Below are 14,443 nucleotides of genomic sequence, written 5' to 3' on the forward strand. Positions count from 1 at the left end.
TTGTGTGCTTGCGCTTTGCAAGCGCAAGGAAGCGCAGAAGCTGAGGTGAGAGGCCTCTTATTTCTTCAGGAAGTTCTCCATGATCTTCCGGCCTTTCGGCGTGAGGACGCTCTCGGGATGGAACTGGATGCCATGGATGTCATAGTCCTTATGTTTCAGGCCCATGATCTCACCGTCATCACTCAGCGCGGTGATCTCCAGACAGTCGGGGAAATCCTCACGGCTGACGACCCAGCTGTGATAACGGCCGACGGTGATCTCCCGTGGCAGTCCCTCGAAGAGCGCATCGTTGCCGAGAGTCATGATTGGTGTGGCGACACCATGGTATACTTCTTTGAGGTTCGTCAGTTTGGCGCCGAAGACCTCACCGATGGCCTGATGGCCGAGACAGACGCCGAGCATCGGTTTCTTCCCGGCATAAGTGCGGATGACATCCTCCAAAAGACCGGCCTCGGAGGGGATGCCGGGACCCGGCGACAGTACGATCTTGTCGTATTTCTCCAGGTCCTCGAGTTTGAACTGGTCATTACGCAGTACGTCAACCTCAGCGCCAATCGATTTGATGAGGTGCGCGAGGTTATACGTGAATGAGTCGTAATTATCTACTATTACAATTTTCATATCCATTTACTTTTCTGCTTGTTGGATGGCGGCAACGAGTGCTCCCAACTTATTATTACTCTCGTTGAGCTCATAGGCATCATTACTCTTGGCGACGACACCACTGCCGGCCTGGAACCACAGCTCACCATTGCGCGAGATGAAGGTGCGGATGACGATGGCCTGGTTGAGGTCACCATTGAGACCGATGAAGCCGATGCAGCCACCATAGGCACCACGGTTGTGTGGCTCGAGCTCGGAGATGATCTGCATGGCACGGACCTTCGGCGCTCCCGAGAGGGTACCGGCGGGGAACGTGTCGATGAACTCCTTGATATGGTCGGCACCGTCATTCAGCGTGCCACTGACACGGCTGACAAGGTGGATGACATGACTGTAGTACTGCATATCCTTGTAGAAGTCGACATGCACGTCATGACAGTTACGGCTGAGGTCGTTACGGGCGAGGTCAACGAGCATGACATGTTCGGCATTCTCCTTCGGGTCGTTGCGCAGGAACTCGGCGGCACGACGGTCTGCCTCAGGGTCATGGGTGCGCTTCGTCGTTCCGGCGATCGGATCGATGAAGGCCTTGTTGCCGACGATGCGGTTATGCGTCTCGGGGGAAGAACCGAAGATGCGGAAACCACCGAAGTCAAAATAGAACAGATACGGACTGGGGTTGATGGAGCGCAGGGCACGGTAGAGGCGGAAGTCATCACCCTCGTATTTCTGACAGAAACGGCGGGAGATGACGATCTGGAACACGTCACCACGCAGACAGTGCTGGACGCAACGGCGGATATTCGCCTTATGCTCCTCATCAGTGAGGGTAGAGTAGGCGTCGCCGATGGCTTTAAAGCCGAAGGGTTTCACGTTGGCTTTGTTGATGGCTTTCTCAAGTTCGTCGAGGCGCTGCTCACCGTCGAGGGTGATGAGTTGCATGGTGTTGTTGAAATGGTCGAAGACGATGAGGTCCCGGTACATGATATAGTACATGTCGGGGGCGTCATTCTTCTCCATCGTCGTATCCTTCACGGGGATATTCTCGAAATAGCGGACGGCATTGAAGGCGGTATAGCCATAGACGCCGTAATACTCACTCCCCGGGCCTGTGATCTTGAAAGCATTCAGAAAGTCGTTGATGCCCTTGGAGATGGCGAGCTTACACGCCTCGCCGCAACCGGGACCGAAAGGCGGCAGCTGCTGCGTCTTCGTCGTCCCGTCGGGCCATGACGTAATGAGTTTACCGTGGCTGACAGCGACGGATGCCATGGGATGGATGCCAATAAACGACCGGCTGTTCTCTGTCCCGTGATAGTCTGATGACTCCATCAGCGCACTCTTCGGATACAGGTCCCGCAGGCGGAGATACACGCCGACAGGGGTATAGAGGTCAGCCAATATAACCCTTTCATTCGCCCGAAGGGCGTAGCTAGAATTTTCCATATTCCTTAGCCATTTCTTTATGATTCAAATACGTGTTCATATCCTTGTCGCCACGACCGGAGACGGTGAGGACGACGACATCATCGGGGTTGAACTTCAGATGCTTCAGGGCAGCGATGGCATGGGCACTCTCGATGGCGGGGATGATACCCTCCGTACGTGTCAGCTCATAACCGGCATAGATGGCCTCGTCATCATTGATGGCCAGCACCTGCTCACGACCCTTTTGGGCGAGATAGGCGTGCATTGGGCCGATACCGGGATAGTCGAGGCCCGCGGAGATCGTGAAGGCCTCCTTGATCTGGCCATCATCGGTCTGCATCACGAGGGTGCGGGCACCATGGATGATACCCTCCGTGCCACAGTGGATAGTGGCGGCGGTATAGTCGGTGTCGATACCATGGCCACCGGCCTCGGCGAGAACAATCTTCACGCGGTCGTCATCGACATAATGGTAGATGGTACCGGCGGCGTTACTGCCACCACCGACGCAGGCGATGAGATAGTCGGGATAGTCGCGGCCGATCTTCTCCTGCAGTTGCTCCTTGATCTCCTCGGAGATGATGCTCTGCATCTTCGCCACGATATCAGGATAGGGATGGGGACCCATCGTGGAACCGACGATATAGAACGTGTCCTCGGGATGGCAGCACCAGTCACGGATAGCGGCGGAGCAGGCATCGGAGAGCGTCATGTTTCCCGTTGTGACGGGGTGTACCTTCGCGCCGAGCATCTTCATTCGTTCCACGTTAGGGTGCTGGCGCTCGACATCGGTCTTTCCCATGTAGATTTCACACTCCATATTGAAGAGGGCACAGACGGTAGCCGTGGCGACACCATGCTGACCGGCACCGGTCTCGGCGATGATACGCTTCTTTCCCATCTTACGGGCCAGGAGGATCTGTCCGATGGTGTTGTTGATCTTATGGGCACCGGTATGGTTCAGGTCCTCACGCTTCAGGTAGAGCTGACAGCCATAGCGCTCACTCATGCGCTTGGCATAATAGAGAGGTGAGGGACGGCCGACATAGTCTTTCAGCAGACTGTGGTATTCTTTCTTGAACTCGTCACTCTCGATGATCGGGAGGTAGGCATCCTGCAGGTCGTGTACACATTTATAAAGGATCTCCGGGACATAGGCACCGCCATACTGTCCGAAGAAACCGTCCTTGGTGGGGTTGGTCAAACTATTACTCATGGGTCTTTATTTCTTTAATGCGTCAAACAATTCAGTTAATGCCTTGTCGGGATCTTTCGTCTCGTTGAGCAAGGTCACGAATTTTGAACCGATGATGGCACCGGCGGCATTGGCCTGTGCGCTCTCCAGCGTCTGCTTGTTGGAGATACCGAAACCGATCATGCGGGGATGCTTCAGGTTCATACCGTTGATATGACGGAAGTAGGCCTGCTTGGCCTCGCCGAAGCTCTTCTGGGCTCCTGTGATACTTGCGGAGGAGACCATATAGATGAAACCGTCGGTGTTCTCATCAATGAAACGGATGCGCTCCTCACTCGTCTCGGGCGTGATCATCATGATGACACGGATGTCATACTTGTCGGCGACGGGCTTGACGACATTCATATAATCCTCAAAGGGCAGGTCGGGGATTATGCAGCCGCTGGCACCACTCTCCACACAACTCTGGAAGAAATGTTCGATGCCATAATGCATGATGACATTGAGATACCCCATCATCACCAACGGGATCGTGACCTGGTCCTTGATAGCCTTCAACTGGTCGAAGATCTTCTGCAGCGTGGTGCCGTTCTTCAGGGCCACGGTACCGGCAGCCTGGATGACGGGACCGTCGGCGAGGGGATCACTGAAGGGGATACCCACCTCGATCATGTCGATACCACGGCGCTGCATCGTCAGAATGACATCGGCAGTGCCTTCGAGTGTCGGACAGCCGGCACAGAAATACAGGGAGAGGAGCTTGCGGTCTCCCCGGGTTTGGAAGAGTGTGTTTATTTTGTTCATTGTGGGGAATTAATTTCTTATTTTTTCTATAAACTCTCTTAACTGATTTACATCTTTATATCCCGGCCGTGTCTCGAACTTACTGTTCAGATCGATGCCGCGGAACATCGGATGATGGAAGGCCTTGATGCGGTCGGCATCATCAGGACCGATACCACCGGAGAGGAGGAAGGGCGTGTGACCGTCATAGGCCTGGAGAATATCCCAGTCATACTGTGTGCCATTGCCACCGGCCAGTGGGCCTTTGGCATCAAAGAGGAAGAGGTCGACATGGCCTTCATAGTCCTCCGTGGCCTTGAGATCATCGGCGGTCTTCACGGGGAGGGCTTTGATGATCTTGATACCCGGCGCGATATCGGGGTCAAGGGTGCGCCGGAGGTTGTCGATCATCACGGGCGACTCATGGCCGTGGAGCTGTACATAACTGAGATGATAGTTGTATACGCGCGTAACGATGTTTTGGGGCATGTCGTCAACGAAGACGCCGCAGAAGTTGATCAAATCATTAGATTGGTCAGAGACGTGAGGGATCTTGATCTTCTGCTGTCCTTCAAGCACGGCATAGTCGGGGATGATGCCGGCGAGGCTGGAGGCCATGGGGACAAAACGCGGGGACTTCGGGGCGAAGATGAGTCCGATGATGTCGACGCCTAAGGCCCGCACCTGACGGATATTCTCGGCATCCGTCATGCCACAGACCTTAATCTTCATCCTTCAGGCTTTTTATGAAGTTACTTAATGCAAGCCCCGGATCCTCTTCTCTCATGAAGCGCTCACCCATGAGAAAGCCGTTGAAACCGGCCTGGCGGAGCGCACGGATGGTCTCGGGCTTACTGATGCCGCTCTCGCTGATCTTACAAACACCCTCGGGGAGACGTTCGGCGAGGCGGAAACTGTTCTCCACATCGGTGACGAAACTGCCGAGGTTACGGTTGTTGATCCCGTAGAGGTCAGGCCCGAGCTCGGCATATTCGAAGTCACGGTCGTTATGCATCTCCAGGAGAACCTCCAGTCCGAGGTCGTGGGCCATCTTCAGCAGGTGGCCACACTCTTCCTTCGTCAGACAGGCGGCGATGAGGAGGACGGCACTGGCACCGGCGACCTTCGCCTCAAAGAGCTGATACTCGTCGATGATAAAGTTCTTATAGAGAATAGGGAGCTTGACACCGAGGGCACGGGCATCCTTGATGAACTCATCATAACCCCCGAAATACACCGCGTCGGTGAGGATGCTCACGGCGGAGGCGCCTCCTTTCTCATAGAGGGGCACGACATCCTTCACTTTCGCGTCACGATGGATCCAGCCTTTCGACGGACTCTTGCGCTTGAACTCGGCAATGATACCACTGTCGGAGTCCATGATACGCTGACGCATCGACACACGCTTCCCGGGGTTCTTGGCTTCCTCGTCGAGGATCCCCGTCGTCTCGGCATAGAGGCGCTGGATAGGGATATACTGTTTGAAGTCGAGGAGCTCCTCACGCTTGTGGGCGACAATCTCTTCTAATATATCGGTCATATTATTTTATTTTCACGTTATTGGCGGAACATGATGAATCATGTCCCTACTTGTTATATTCCACGAATTTCTTGAACGTGGCCAGGGCCTTGCCACTGTCGATACTCTCGCGGGCGATGGCGATACACTCCTGGATGTTCTTCTTGCCTTTCTCCAACACCTGGATGGCGAAGGCGGCATTGGCCAGAACGATATTCTTCTGTGCCGGGAGGGCCTTGTTGGCCAGGACATTGTCGAAGATCTCCTTCGCCTCTTCCTCCGTGGCACCACCGCGGAGCTCTTCGGGCTTGGCGATGTCGAAGCCAAGGTCACTGGGCTTAAAGACCCGCTCGTAGTCGTTGGTCTGAACCTTGAAATCACCTGTGAGGGAGATCTCGTCATAGCCGTCGATGCTGTGGACGATGCCGTAGTCGATGCCGAGGCGCTGGTATACCTGGTTGTAGAGGCGCATCTGGTTGAGGTTAGCGACACCGAGTAGCTGGCATTGCGGCTTGCTCGGGTTCACGAGGGGACCGAGGAGGTTGAAGAAGGTGGGGAAGGGGAGGGCCTTACGCGTAGGACCGACGAACTTCATGGCCTTGGCGAAGAGCTGTGCATGGAGATAGACGATGCCGACCTCGTTGAGACAGCGGTTGAGTTTGTCGATATCATCGGTGAACTTCACGCCGTGGTTGGCAATGACATTAGAGGCTCCGGAGACGGAGGTGGCGGCATAGTTACCGTGTTTGGCGACCTTGTAGCCGGCACCGGCGATGACGAAACAGGATGTTGTGGAGATATTGAACGTGTTCTTGCGGTCACCACCCGTACCGACGACATCGATGTAGCGGTCACAGTCGAGGGGCACGGGGACACCCGTCTCGAGGATGCCGTCGCGGAAACCGAGGAGCTCGTCGACGGTGATACCGCGCATCTGGATAGCCGTGAGCAGTGCGCTGATCTCGGCATCATTGAGTTCTCCACGTGTAATACCGATGAGGATCTCTTTCGTCTCCTCACGGGTCAGCTCCTCATGATTGAGGAGCTTGTTGAATAATTCTGTTGCGTCCATAAGCTGAATATTTTATTTTTACAATCTTTTCTGATATGAAAAAAGGCCTGTCGTGAAAACGGCAGGCCTCTGAGTGTATCTTTTCAGTATCTACACGGCTTGTGCGACTCACGACTTTTTCAATCTTGAGCAACGCCACCACCAAGAAGTAGAAACTGTAAATGTCATATTACTTATAGTTTAATTGTTATTTTTATTATTCGGTTGCAAATTTACAGCATTTATTTGAAACCACCAAAGAAATGGGCGAAAAAAATCAAATTTTCTTTTGGCAGCACCAACGGCTGACTTTCATCAGAAGACCGAAATGGTCCGTCTCCTTCAGGAGATAGTATTTTTTGCTCATCCGGACGAGACGGCCCGTGAAGCCCTTCAGCGGCCCGTGATGGACGACGACGGGATCGCCGGCCTTCAGACGGCAGTCGGCGAGGGGCATGAGGTCGACGATGGGCAGGTTCGAATTGCAGGCGAGTTGAAACTCATGCATCTCGGAGGCGCTGATGAGGGCATAAGCCTGCGACTCCTTGTTCTTACGCAACACACTCACAGGGAAGGTACATTGCTGGATGATCGTACGGAATGTCTTGTCATCAACGGTACCCTCAACAAACAGGAGATTGTTCACAACGGGCTCCGGTTTCCGGCGGTGACGGCCGTCCTTGTCCTCATAGTCGCGGTAGCTTTCGGGAATAAAGGTATGAAGTCCCTTGTCCTCCAGATAGTCTCTCACCGCATAAGGACGGTAAGTGAACAGGCGGAGGGCATACCACGGAAGGGCTGCGCTCTGAGTCGTCTCAGCAAGTACATTCGTATTGTCAGGATTCATGTTTTTACTCCTATAGGGTTGCAAAAATACGGTATTTTTTCCTTTCTTGCAAATATTTTTTGTAATTTTGCAATTCCATATGAAAAAGGACCATAAAGGATAACGTAAATATGAAGACTATTATCAAATATCAACCCCAAGATGAAAACCCCTTTATCGTTGAACCGCTGTTCATCCCCAGCAGCACGGAATTCTTCCTCTCGCATGACGGGGAAGAGGAGCCGGTGCGTCTGAGCCGTATCGTCTTTCGTAAGAAAGGTACGACGGAATGGGTCGACGACCCCGTCCGTGGCTGGAACGAGGCAACGGTGCTCTGTAAGGATGCCGAGCCTGAGCCTGCCACCTTATTATATATGGGTGATGACGCGAAGAAGGTCCTCTCCCTCGTGGAGAAGGATGAGAAGAGCATCACCTTCGCCACCGACGGCTTCGCCATCCCCGGTGCCCGTTGTGTTGACGAGGTTGAGGAGGATGCCGCCGGTAATGAGGTGCATCATCAGAAGTATGTTGTCGACCGGTCTGCCTTCGCCGATGGTGCGCAGCTGGAGGTTCCCGTTGCCGATGGCGCCCCCATCCATCTCGCCATCCCCTTCGAGGGCTTCGCAATTCTCGACGGTGAAGGGAATCAACACAGTGGTGATATGCAGATCCCGTTCGCCGAGATCATGAACTATACCTATAAGTTCAAGGCCAACGGCACTACCGACCGTTTCACCATCTCGTTCAATAACGACAAGATGATCTATCAGTATATCCTCAACGACGAGGGCACACTGAGCATCCGCTCGAAGCGTGACCGCATGGAGAAGGTGGGTGAGATGCCCGCTGAGGGTCGTCTCGCCCTCCTCCTCCAAGGCATCCCCAATGCCGTCATCAAGCTCGGCAACCAGCGGTGGCGGATCGAGGTGACGGAATAGGGCGCGCCCGTTGTGGGGCTTGCCGTTCCGTGCTTGCGCTTTGCAAGCGCAAGGATCCTTAGAACTCGCTCGTGAAGTGGAACTTGATGTGCTTGAAGTCCTGCTCCGCCATCTGCAGCACATAACTGCTGTCGGCGAGGAAGACATCACGGCCCTCGGTATCCTTGGCCATATACTGGTATTTCCGCTTCTTGAAATTATCCAGCTCATCAGGATCATCGGCCTCGATCCAGCAGGCCTTATACAGGTGCACGGGCTCCCAACGACACTTGGCGTTGTACTCATGCTCAAGACGATACTGGATGACCTCAAACTGCAACTGTCCGACGGTACCGATGATACGACGGTTGTTGAACTGGTTGATGAACAACTGGGCGACACCCTCGTTCATCAACTGCTCAATACCTTTTTGGAACTGCTTGCTCTTCATCGGGTCGTCATTCTCGATATACTTGAACAACAACGGGGAGAAACTCGGCAGACCCTTGAAATGCAGTTCTTCGCCTTCCGTCAGCGTGTCACCGATCTTGAAGATACCGTTATCGGGAAGACCGACGATATCGCCCGGCCAGGCCTCGTCGACGGTGCTCTTCCGTTGCGCCATAAACTGGGTAGGGGAGGAGAAGCGTACATCCTTGTTCAGTCGGATATGATGATAGGTATGATTACGCTGGAACTTTCCTGAACAGACCTTACAGAACGCGATACAACTGCGATGGTTCGGGTCGATATTCGCCGTGATCTTGAAGATGAAACCCGTGAACTTCGGTTCCGTAGGCAGCACGACGCGCTCCTCGGCCTGTGTGGGACGGGGACTGGGGGCAATCTCCACGAAACAGTCGAGGAGTTCCTGTACACCGAAGTTGTTCAACGCTGATCCGAAGAATACCGGCGCCACCTCAGCACTGCGGTACGTCTCCACCTCAAACTTCGGATAGACCCCGTCGATGAGCTCGAGGTCATCCCGCAACTGCTGGGCCTCACGCTCGCCGACATGCTGGTCGAGGTCCTTCGACTGGATGTCGACCTCCACCTTCTCCGTCACACGCTGCTTGTTCGGCGTGAAGAGGTTCAGCTGCTGCTCGTAGATATTGTATACGCCCTTGAAACGCATACCCTGACCGATAGGCCAGGACAGCGGACGGACCTTGATATTCAGCTCTTCCTCTAGCTCATCGAGGAGGTCGAAGGGATCACGGCCCTCACGGTCCATCTTGTTGATGAAGATGATCACCGGGGTGTTGCGCATGCGGCAGACCTCCATGAGCTTCCGCGTCTGAGCCTCGACACCCTTGGCGCTGTCGACGACGATGATGGCGGAGTCAACAGCCGTGAGGGTACGGTAGGTATCCTCGGCAAAGTCCTGGTGACCGGGGGTGTCGAGGATGTTCACCTTGTAGTCGCGGTAGTCAAACTCCATCACACTCGTGGAGACGGAGATACCACGCTGTTTCTCAATATCCATCCAGTCGGAGGTGGCCGTCTTGCGGATCTTGTTGTTCTTTACTGCTCCTGCCACCTGGATCTGACCACCGAAGAGGAGGAATTTCTCCGTCAGCGTCGTCTTACCGGCATCAGGATGGGAGATGATGGCAAAGGTGCGGCGTCTTTCTATTTCGTTCATTTATTTCTTCAGTTCATTCATATTGTTTAAACACTTCTTCAGCGAATCTAACCAGTAAGGCAGTTTCACGCCAAAGGTTTCTTTTACCTTCGTCTTGTCGAGGACACTGTAGGCGGGGCGCTTCACGGGTGACGGGAACTCGTCACTGTGGCACGGCTCGATGTCACAGTCGGTATGTCCACTGAGCAGGGCGATCATCTTCGTGAAGTCATACCAGCTGCAGACACCCTCATTACTGAAATGGTAGATGCCTGTCTTACCCTCATACTCACGGTTCTCGACAACCTGGAAGATGAGGTCGGCGAGGTCTCCGGCATACGTCGGCGTACCGGCCTGATCGAAGACGACCTTCAACTGGGGCTTTGTGGCTGTGAGGTTCAGCATCGTCTTCACAAAGTTATGACCGAACTCAGAATAGAGCCAGGCTGTACGGAAGATGAGATAGTTGCCACCGACAGCCTGGATTTTCTGCTCGCCATGGAGCTTCGTCAGTCCGTAGACACCCGTCGGCGTGCCTTTCTGGTCCTCGCGGCACGGCGTGTTGTAAGGATCACCACCGAAGACATAATCGGTGGAGATATGGACGAGGAGGCCGCCGACAGCCTTCATGGCCTTGGCGAGATTCTCGGGGGCCACGGCATTCAGCGTCTCCACGAGATCACCGGCCGTCTCTGCCTTGTCGACATTCGTCCAGGCGGCACAGTTGATGATGCACTTGACGTCCTTCTCTTTGACCATTGCCTCGACAGCCTCCAGGGAGGTGATGTCGAGCTTCTCATAGCCTTCACAGACGTCGGTGAAGATATACTGGTCTTTCTTGCTCTTTTGGGCGGCGAGCTGTATCTCGTGGCCCAGTTGGCCGTTAGCGCCCGTAACTAATATATTCATTGTGGTTGTCTTTCTGTTTTTTTTCTTCTATTTTATTGGAATCTGTCTTTCCTCTTGCAGGGGCCGCCACAAGGGACGGCCCCTGCAAGAGTGTCGACGTCAGTCGTCACTCCATTTCAGTCCTTTCGTCTCATCCTCAAGGTAATAGGCGGAGAGGGTGGCGAGGAACTTCGAGATCTCCTCGACGGCATGCTGCGTCGCCGGCGTCACCTCCTTCTTCTGCATGTGCAGGAGCATGACACCATAGACGGCATTGAAACACGTCTCGATCTCGTCCTGGCTGCCCCCGACTTCCTCAAGAGCTTCCTGCTCGTCGATGCCATATTCCTCGGCACGCTTCTGGGCGGCCCGGCGGTTGTATTCCCGCAGCTCGACGATGAACGGCAACACCTTATAATACTCGGCGTTGTAGAGCGGGAACCGGTCGGAAGCCAACAGACGCTTATGGAGGTCGATGAGATCCTCCATGAGAACCTTGTTGATGTTCAGATGCCCGAACTCACGTTTCCCTTCCTCATTCATCATACGGATGAGGTCAGCAAACCAGTCGGCCTCCTCTTCCTGCTCCTCCTGGGAGTAGTCGGTGAACTTACTGATATATGCCTTCTCAATCACGGGCAGCGAACAGCCGCAGGCCCGGATGATATCCTCTATCTGCCACATATACAGCAGATATTCGGCAATGGATTCCTTTCTTAGTTTCTTTGCTGTCTTCAACTTTCTTATGTTTAATTGTCCCCTATTTTTCCTCTTGCAGGGGCCGTCCCTTGTGGCGGCCCGATGCCGGAACGGCATTCCCTTCTATTCGGCGTTACCGCCGACGGGCCGCCACAAGGGACGGCCCCTGCTAAAGGGTGTATAGGTTGAACACGGTTCCGATGAGTGCCAGCAACGAGAAGATGATGACGACGGAGCCGATGATCTTGTTGATAATGCAGATGCCGTTCTCGTCAAAACGGGAGCGGATCTTGTCGATGAGCCATGTCAGGCCGTACCACCAGAGGATGGCACCGCCGATGATGCACAGATAACCGGCCGTCATCTCCACGGGACGATCCGGGATGATGAAGGCAAACTGGGCGAAGAGGGCCATGAAGAGGAAGACGATGAGGGGGTTGGCGAAGGTCACGAGGAATGCCGTGATGGCATTGTGCCATAGTGTTCCCTTCCCGTTATTCTTCTTATGGCTCTCATGTTTCAGCCGGTTCGGGTTGCTGCGGTAGGTATAGATACCGAAGAGCAGGAGGATGATGGATCCGCCGATCTGCAGCACGAATTTCCGTTGGGGGTCATTGATAAAGTCCATCACGAAACTCATGCCGAAGCCCGTGAACAACGCGTAGATGATATCGCTCACGGCAGCCCCCACTCCCGTGACAAAGCCGTACCACCGCCCCTTGTTCAGGGTGCGCTGGACGCACAGGATGCCTACGGGTCCCATAGGTGCCGAGGCCGCGATACCGATGATGACACCCTTGATCATGATGTCCAGGATGTCGATAGGAAATAGCTGTTTCATATTCGCCTGCAAAAGTACAATTTTTTTGCCAAATGGCAAAAAAATAACGGATAATATCATCCCCTTGCAGGGGCCGTCCCCTTGTGGCGGCCCGTCGGCGGTAACGCCGAATCAAAATGGGAATTATTTGTCATTGTGAATACCGAAAAACATCGGGCCGTCTAATAATTCCGGCCCCCATAAGTATATCATTTGAAAAAAATCATTCGTTTTTTTCCTCCTTTCGATTTTTTTGCTTATCTTTGTCGGATAAATTAAAGATTACCTAATTTAAAACCCATAAGAAAATGGCAGTAGTAGAAACTGAACTCCAGAAACCGTACGTCATCGGACTCGATCTCGGCGGTACGAACAGTGTCTTCGGCATCGTCGATGCCCGTGGTGATATCAAGGCCACGACAGCGATCAAGACACAAGGTTATAAAACAGTAGAAGAATATGTCGACGCTTGTGTCGCCGCTCTCCAGCCGATCATCGATACCGTCGGAGGTATTGAGAAGATCAAGGCCATGGGAATCGGTGCTCCTAACGGCAACTTTTATACCGGTGCCATCGAATATGCTCCTAACCTGCCGTGGGCACACGACTGTGTCGTCCCCCTGGCCAAGATGTTCAGCGAGCGTCTGAAGGATCTCCCCGTAGCACTGACGAATGATGCCAATGCCGCCGCCCTTGGTGAGATGACCTATGGTGCCGCACGTGGTATGAAGAACTTCATCGAGATCACGCTCGGTACGGGTGTCGGTTCCGGTATCGTCATCAACGGTCAGATGGTCTATGGCTCCGACGGTTTCGCCGGTGAGCTCGGTCATGTCACGATGGTCCGCGGTGAGGAAGGTCGTGTCTGCGGCTGTGGCCGTAAGGGTTGTTTGGAGGCTTACTGCTCCGCTACGGGTGTGGCCCGCACGGCCCGTCAGTTCCTCCAGGACAGCAGTGAGGAGAGTCTGCTGCGCCAGTACAAGCCGAAGGACATCACCTCTCTGGAGGTCTCCCTGGCTGCCGCCAAGGGTGACAAACTCGCCAAGCGCGTATACGACTTCACGGGAAAGATGCTCGGTGAGGCCTGCGCTGACTTCACGACATTCTGCTCTCCTGAGGCTTACGTCTTCTTCGGTGGTCTGACGAAAGCCGGTGACCTGCTGATGAAGCCGCTCATCGAGGCTTACAACAACCATGTCATGCCGATCTTCAAGGGTAAGGCGAAATTCCTCGTCTCCACCCTTGATGGCTCCAGCGCTGCCGTCCTCGGCGCTTCCGCAGTAGGATGGGACATGTAATTCAATGATCCAAATGCAGGGGCCGTCCCTTGTGGCGGCCCGATGCCCGAAAGGCATTCATTAATGCGACTAACCCCTCGTTTTGATTCGGCGTTACCGCCGACGGGCCGCCACAAGGGACGGCCCCTGCAAACAGATTTACCAATAACCTATAAAAAATTACCTGATGACTAACGATTCTATTCGCAAGAAAATGCGGTTTCCTGATTTTGACTATGCCGCACAAGGTTGCTATTTCATAACAATAGTTACCCATCAGAGATTATGTCTCTTTGGATTTATTCATGAAGGAAATATGATCCTTAACGAGGCTGGTGTTATGATCAATAATTACTACCAGTCTATCGAAGAACGATTTCCTAAAGTGACGATTATGGAAAGTGTCGTCATGCCCAATCATTTTCATTGTATGATTTTCTGTAATAAGGATAATACTGATGATATTCCGAAAATCATTGATTACTTCAAGTCTTCTACAACAGACGCTTATATCCATGGAGTAAAAGAAAAGGGTTGGCGACCATTTCATCAGCATTTATGGCAAAGAACCTATTGGGATGATATTATTTGGAATGGACGTCAATTCGAATTTGTAAAAAATTATATCGCATTGAATCCTTATAGATGGCAAAAAGATAACATCAATGTGCAGCATGACATTGATGTAGATCATATTCTTTGGAAATTGAAGACATTGAGATGAATCCACATGCAGGGGCCGTCCCTTGTGGCGGCCCGATGCCCGAAAGGGCATTCATTAATGGCGAAAAATTCCTGTTTTGATTCGGCGTT

At 53.3% G+C, this 14,443-nt stretch carries 15 protein-coding genes; 3 read left to right on the top strand and 12 right to left on the bottom strand.

From position 1 onward, the window contains the following. Positions 1-57: 57 nt before the first annotated feature. The 8 genes from G604_RS0107730 to G604_RS13875 all read right to left on the bottom strand — a co-directional run bounded on the left by G604_RS0107730 (position 58) and on the right by G604_RS13875 (position 7,426). Positions 58-621 (bottom strand): anthranilate synthase component II, encoded by a 564-nt coding sequence (locus G604_RS0107730; RefSeq protein ID WP_028910070.1) that lies wholly within the window; start codon positions 619-621, stop codon positions 58-60. 6 nt (positions 622-627) lie between these two features. Beyond that, the gene (locus G604_RS0107735; protein WP_028910071.1) at positions 628-2,049 is read right to left on the bottom strand and encodes an anthranilate synthase component I family protein; all 1,422 of its coding nucleotides are present in this window, start codon (positions 2,047-2,049) and stop codon (positions 628-630) included. Then, positions 2,036-3,247, bottom strand: a complete 1,212-nt coding sequence (trpB, locus tag G604_RS0107740; protein ID WP_028910072.1) for a tryptophan synthase subunit beta — start codon at positions 3,245-3,247, stop codon at positions 2,036-2,038. Before trpB ends, G604_RS0107735 begins: the two co-directional genes overlap by 14 nt. Before the next feature lie 6 nt (positions 3,248-3,253). Next, the gene (gene trpA, locus G604_RS0107745) at positions 3,254-4,030 is read right to left on the bottom strand and encodes a tryptophan synthase subunit alpha (RefSeq protein ID WP_028910073.1); all 777 of its coding nucleotides are present in this window, start codon (positions 4,028-4,030) and stop codon (positions 3,254-3,256) included. Positions 4,031-4,039: 9 nt separating this feature from the next. Next, complete coding sequence (locus tag G604_RS0107750; RefSeq protein WP_028910074.1) at positions 4,040-4,741, bottom strand: phosphoribosylanthranilate isomerase; 702 nt, start codon at positions 4,739-4,741, stop codon at positions 4,040-4,042. Next, the gene (gene trpC / locus G604_RS0107755) at positions 4,731-5,549 is read right to left on the bottom strand and encodes an indole-3-glycerol phosphate synthase TrpC (protein WP_028910075.1); all 819 of its coding nucleotides are present in this window, start codon (positions 5,547-5,549) and stop codon (positions 4,731-4,733) included. The genes G604_RS0107750 and trpC overlap by 11 nt, the downstream gene beginning before the upstream one ends. A gap of 46 nt (positions 5,550-5,595) precedes the next feature. Further along, positions 5,596-6,600 carry an anthranilate phosphoribosyltransferase gene (trpD, locus tag G604_RS0107760; RefSeq protein ID WP_028910076.1) on the bottom strand — a complete coding sequence of 335 codons (1,005 nt, stop codon included), beginning with the start codon at positions 6,598-6,600 and terminating at the stop codon, positions 5,596-5,598. A 256-nt stretch (positions 6,601-6,856) separates the two neighbouring features. Next, a complete protein-coding gene (locus tag G604_RS13875) occupies positions 6,857-7,426 on the bottom strand; it encodes a UpxY family transcription antiterminator (protein WP_036904923.1) in 570 nt (189 codons plus the stop codon). A gap of 110 nt (positions 7,427-7,536) precedes the next feature. Here G604_RS13875 and G604_RS0107770 point away from each other — a divergent pair, with 110 nt between their 5' ends. After that, positions 7,537-8,343, top strand: a complete 807-nt coding sequence (locus G604_RS0107770; protein ID WP_028910077.1) for a hypothetical protein — start codon at positions 7,537-7,539, stop codon at positions 8,341-8,343. Between the two features lie 58 nt (positions 8,344-8,401). On the opposite strand, the gene G604_RS15215 is transcribed toward G604_RS0107770, so the two are convergent. From G604_RS15215 to G604_RS0107790, 4 genes are all read right to left on the bottom strand, one after another. Further along, the gene (locus G604_RS15215; RefSeq protein WP_028910078.1) at positions 8,402-9,967 is read right to left on the bottom strand and encodes a peptide chain release factor 3; all 1,566 of its coding nucleotides are present in this window, start codon (positions 9,965-9,967) and stop codon (positions 8,402-8,404) included. Next, positions 9,968-10,855 carry a dTDP-4-dehydrorhamnose reductase gene (gene rfbD, locus G604_RS15220; RefSeq protein ID WP_028910079.1) on the bottom strand — a complete coding sequence of 296 codons (888 nt, stop codon included), beginning with the start codon at positions 10,853-10,855 and terminating at the stop codon, positions 9,968-9,970. A gap of 99 nt (positions 10,856-10,954) precedes the next feature. Then, complete coding sequence (locus G604_RS0107785) at positions 10,955-11,572, bottom strand: DUF4924 family protein (RefSeq protein ID WP_036904925.1); 618 nt, start codon at positions 11,570-11,572, stop codon at positions 10,955-10,957. A 130-nt stretch (positions 11,573-11,702) separates the two neighbouring features. Beyond that, the gene (locus G604_RS0107790; protein ID WP_028910081.1) at positions 11,703-12,374 is read right to left on the bottom strand and encodes a LysE family translocator; all 672 of its coding nucleotides are present in this window, start codon (positions 12,372-12,374) and stop codon (positions 11,703-11,705) included. 287 nt (positions 12,375-12,661) lie between these two features. Between G604_RS0107790 and G604_RS0107795 the strand changes: the two genes are divergently transcribed. Both G604_RS0107795 and G604_RS13880 read left to right on the top strand, forming a co-directional pair. Next, the gene (locus G604_RS0107795; protein WP_028910082.1) at positions 12,662-13,651 is read left to right on the top strand and encodes an ROK family protein; all 990 of its coding nucleotides are present in this window, start codon (positions 12,662-12,664) and stop codon (positions 13,649-13,651) included. A 166-nt stretch (positions 13,652-13,817) separates the two neighbouring features. Continuing rightward, on the top strand, positions 13,818-14,354 hold the full coding sequence (locus tag G604_RS13880) for a transposase (protein ID WP_051220291.1): 537 nt from the start codon (positions 13,818-13,820) through the stop codon (positions 14,352-14,354). Positions 14,355-14,443: the final 89 nt, after the last annotated feature.

The organism is Prevotella sp. AGR2160, from assembly GCF_000424185.1.
Taxonomy (GTDB): domain Bacteria; phylum Bacteroidota; class Bacteroidia; order Bacteroidales; family Bacteroidaceae; genus Prevotella.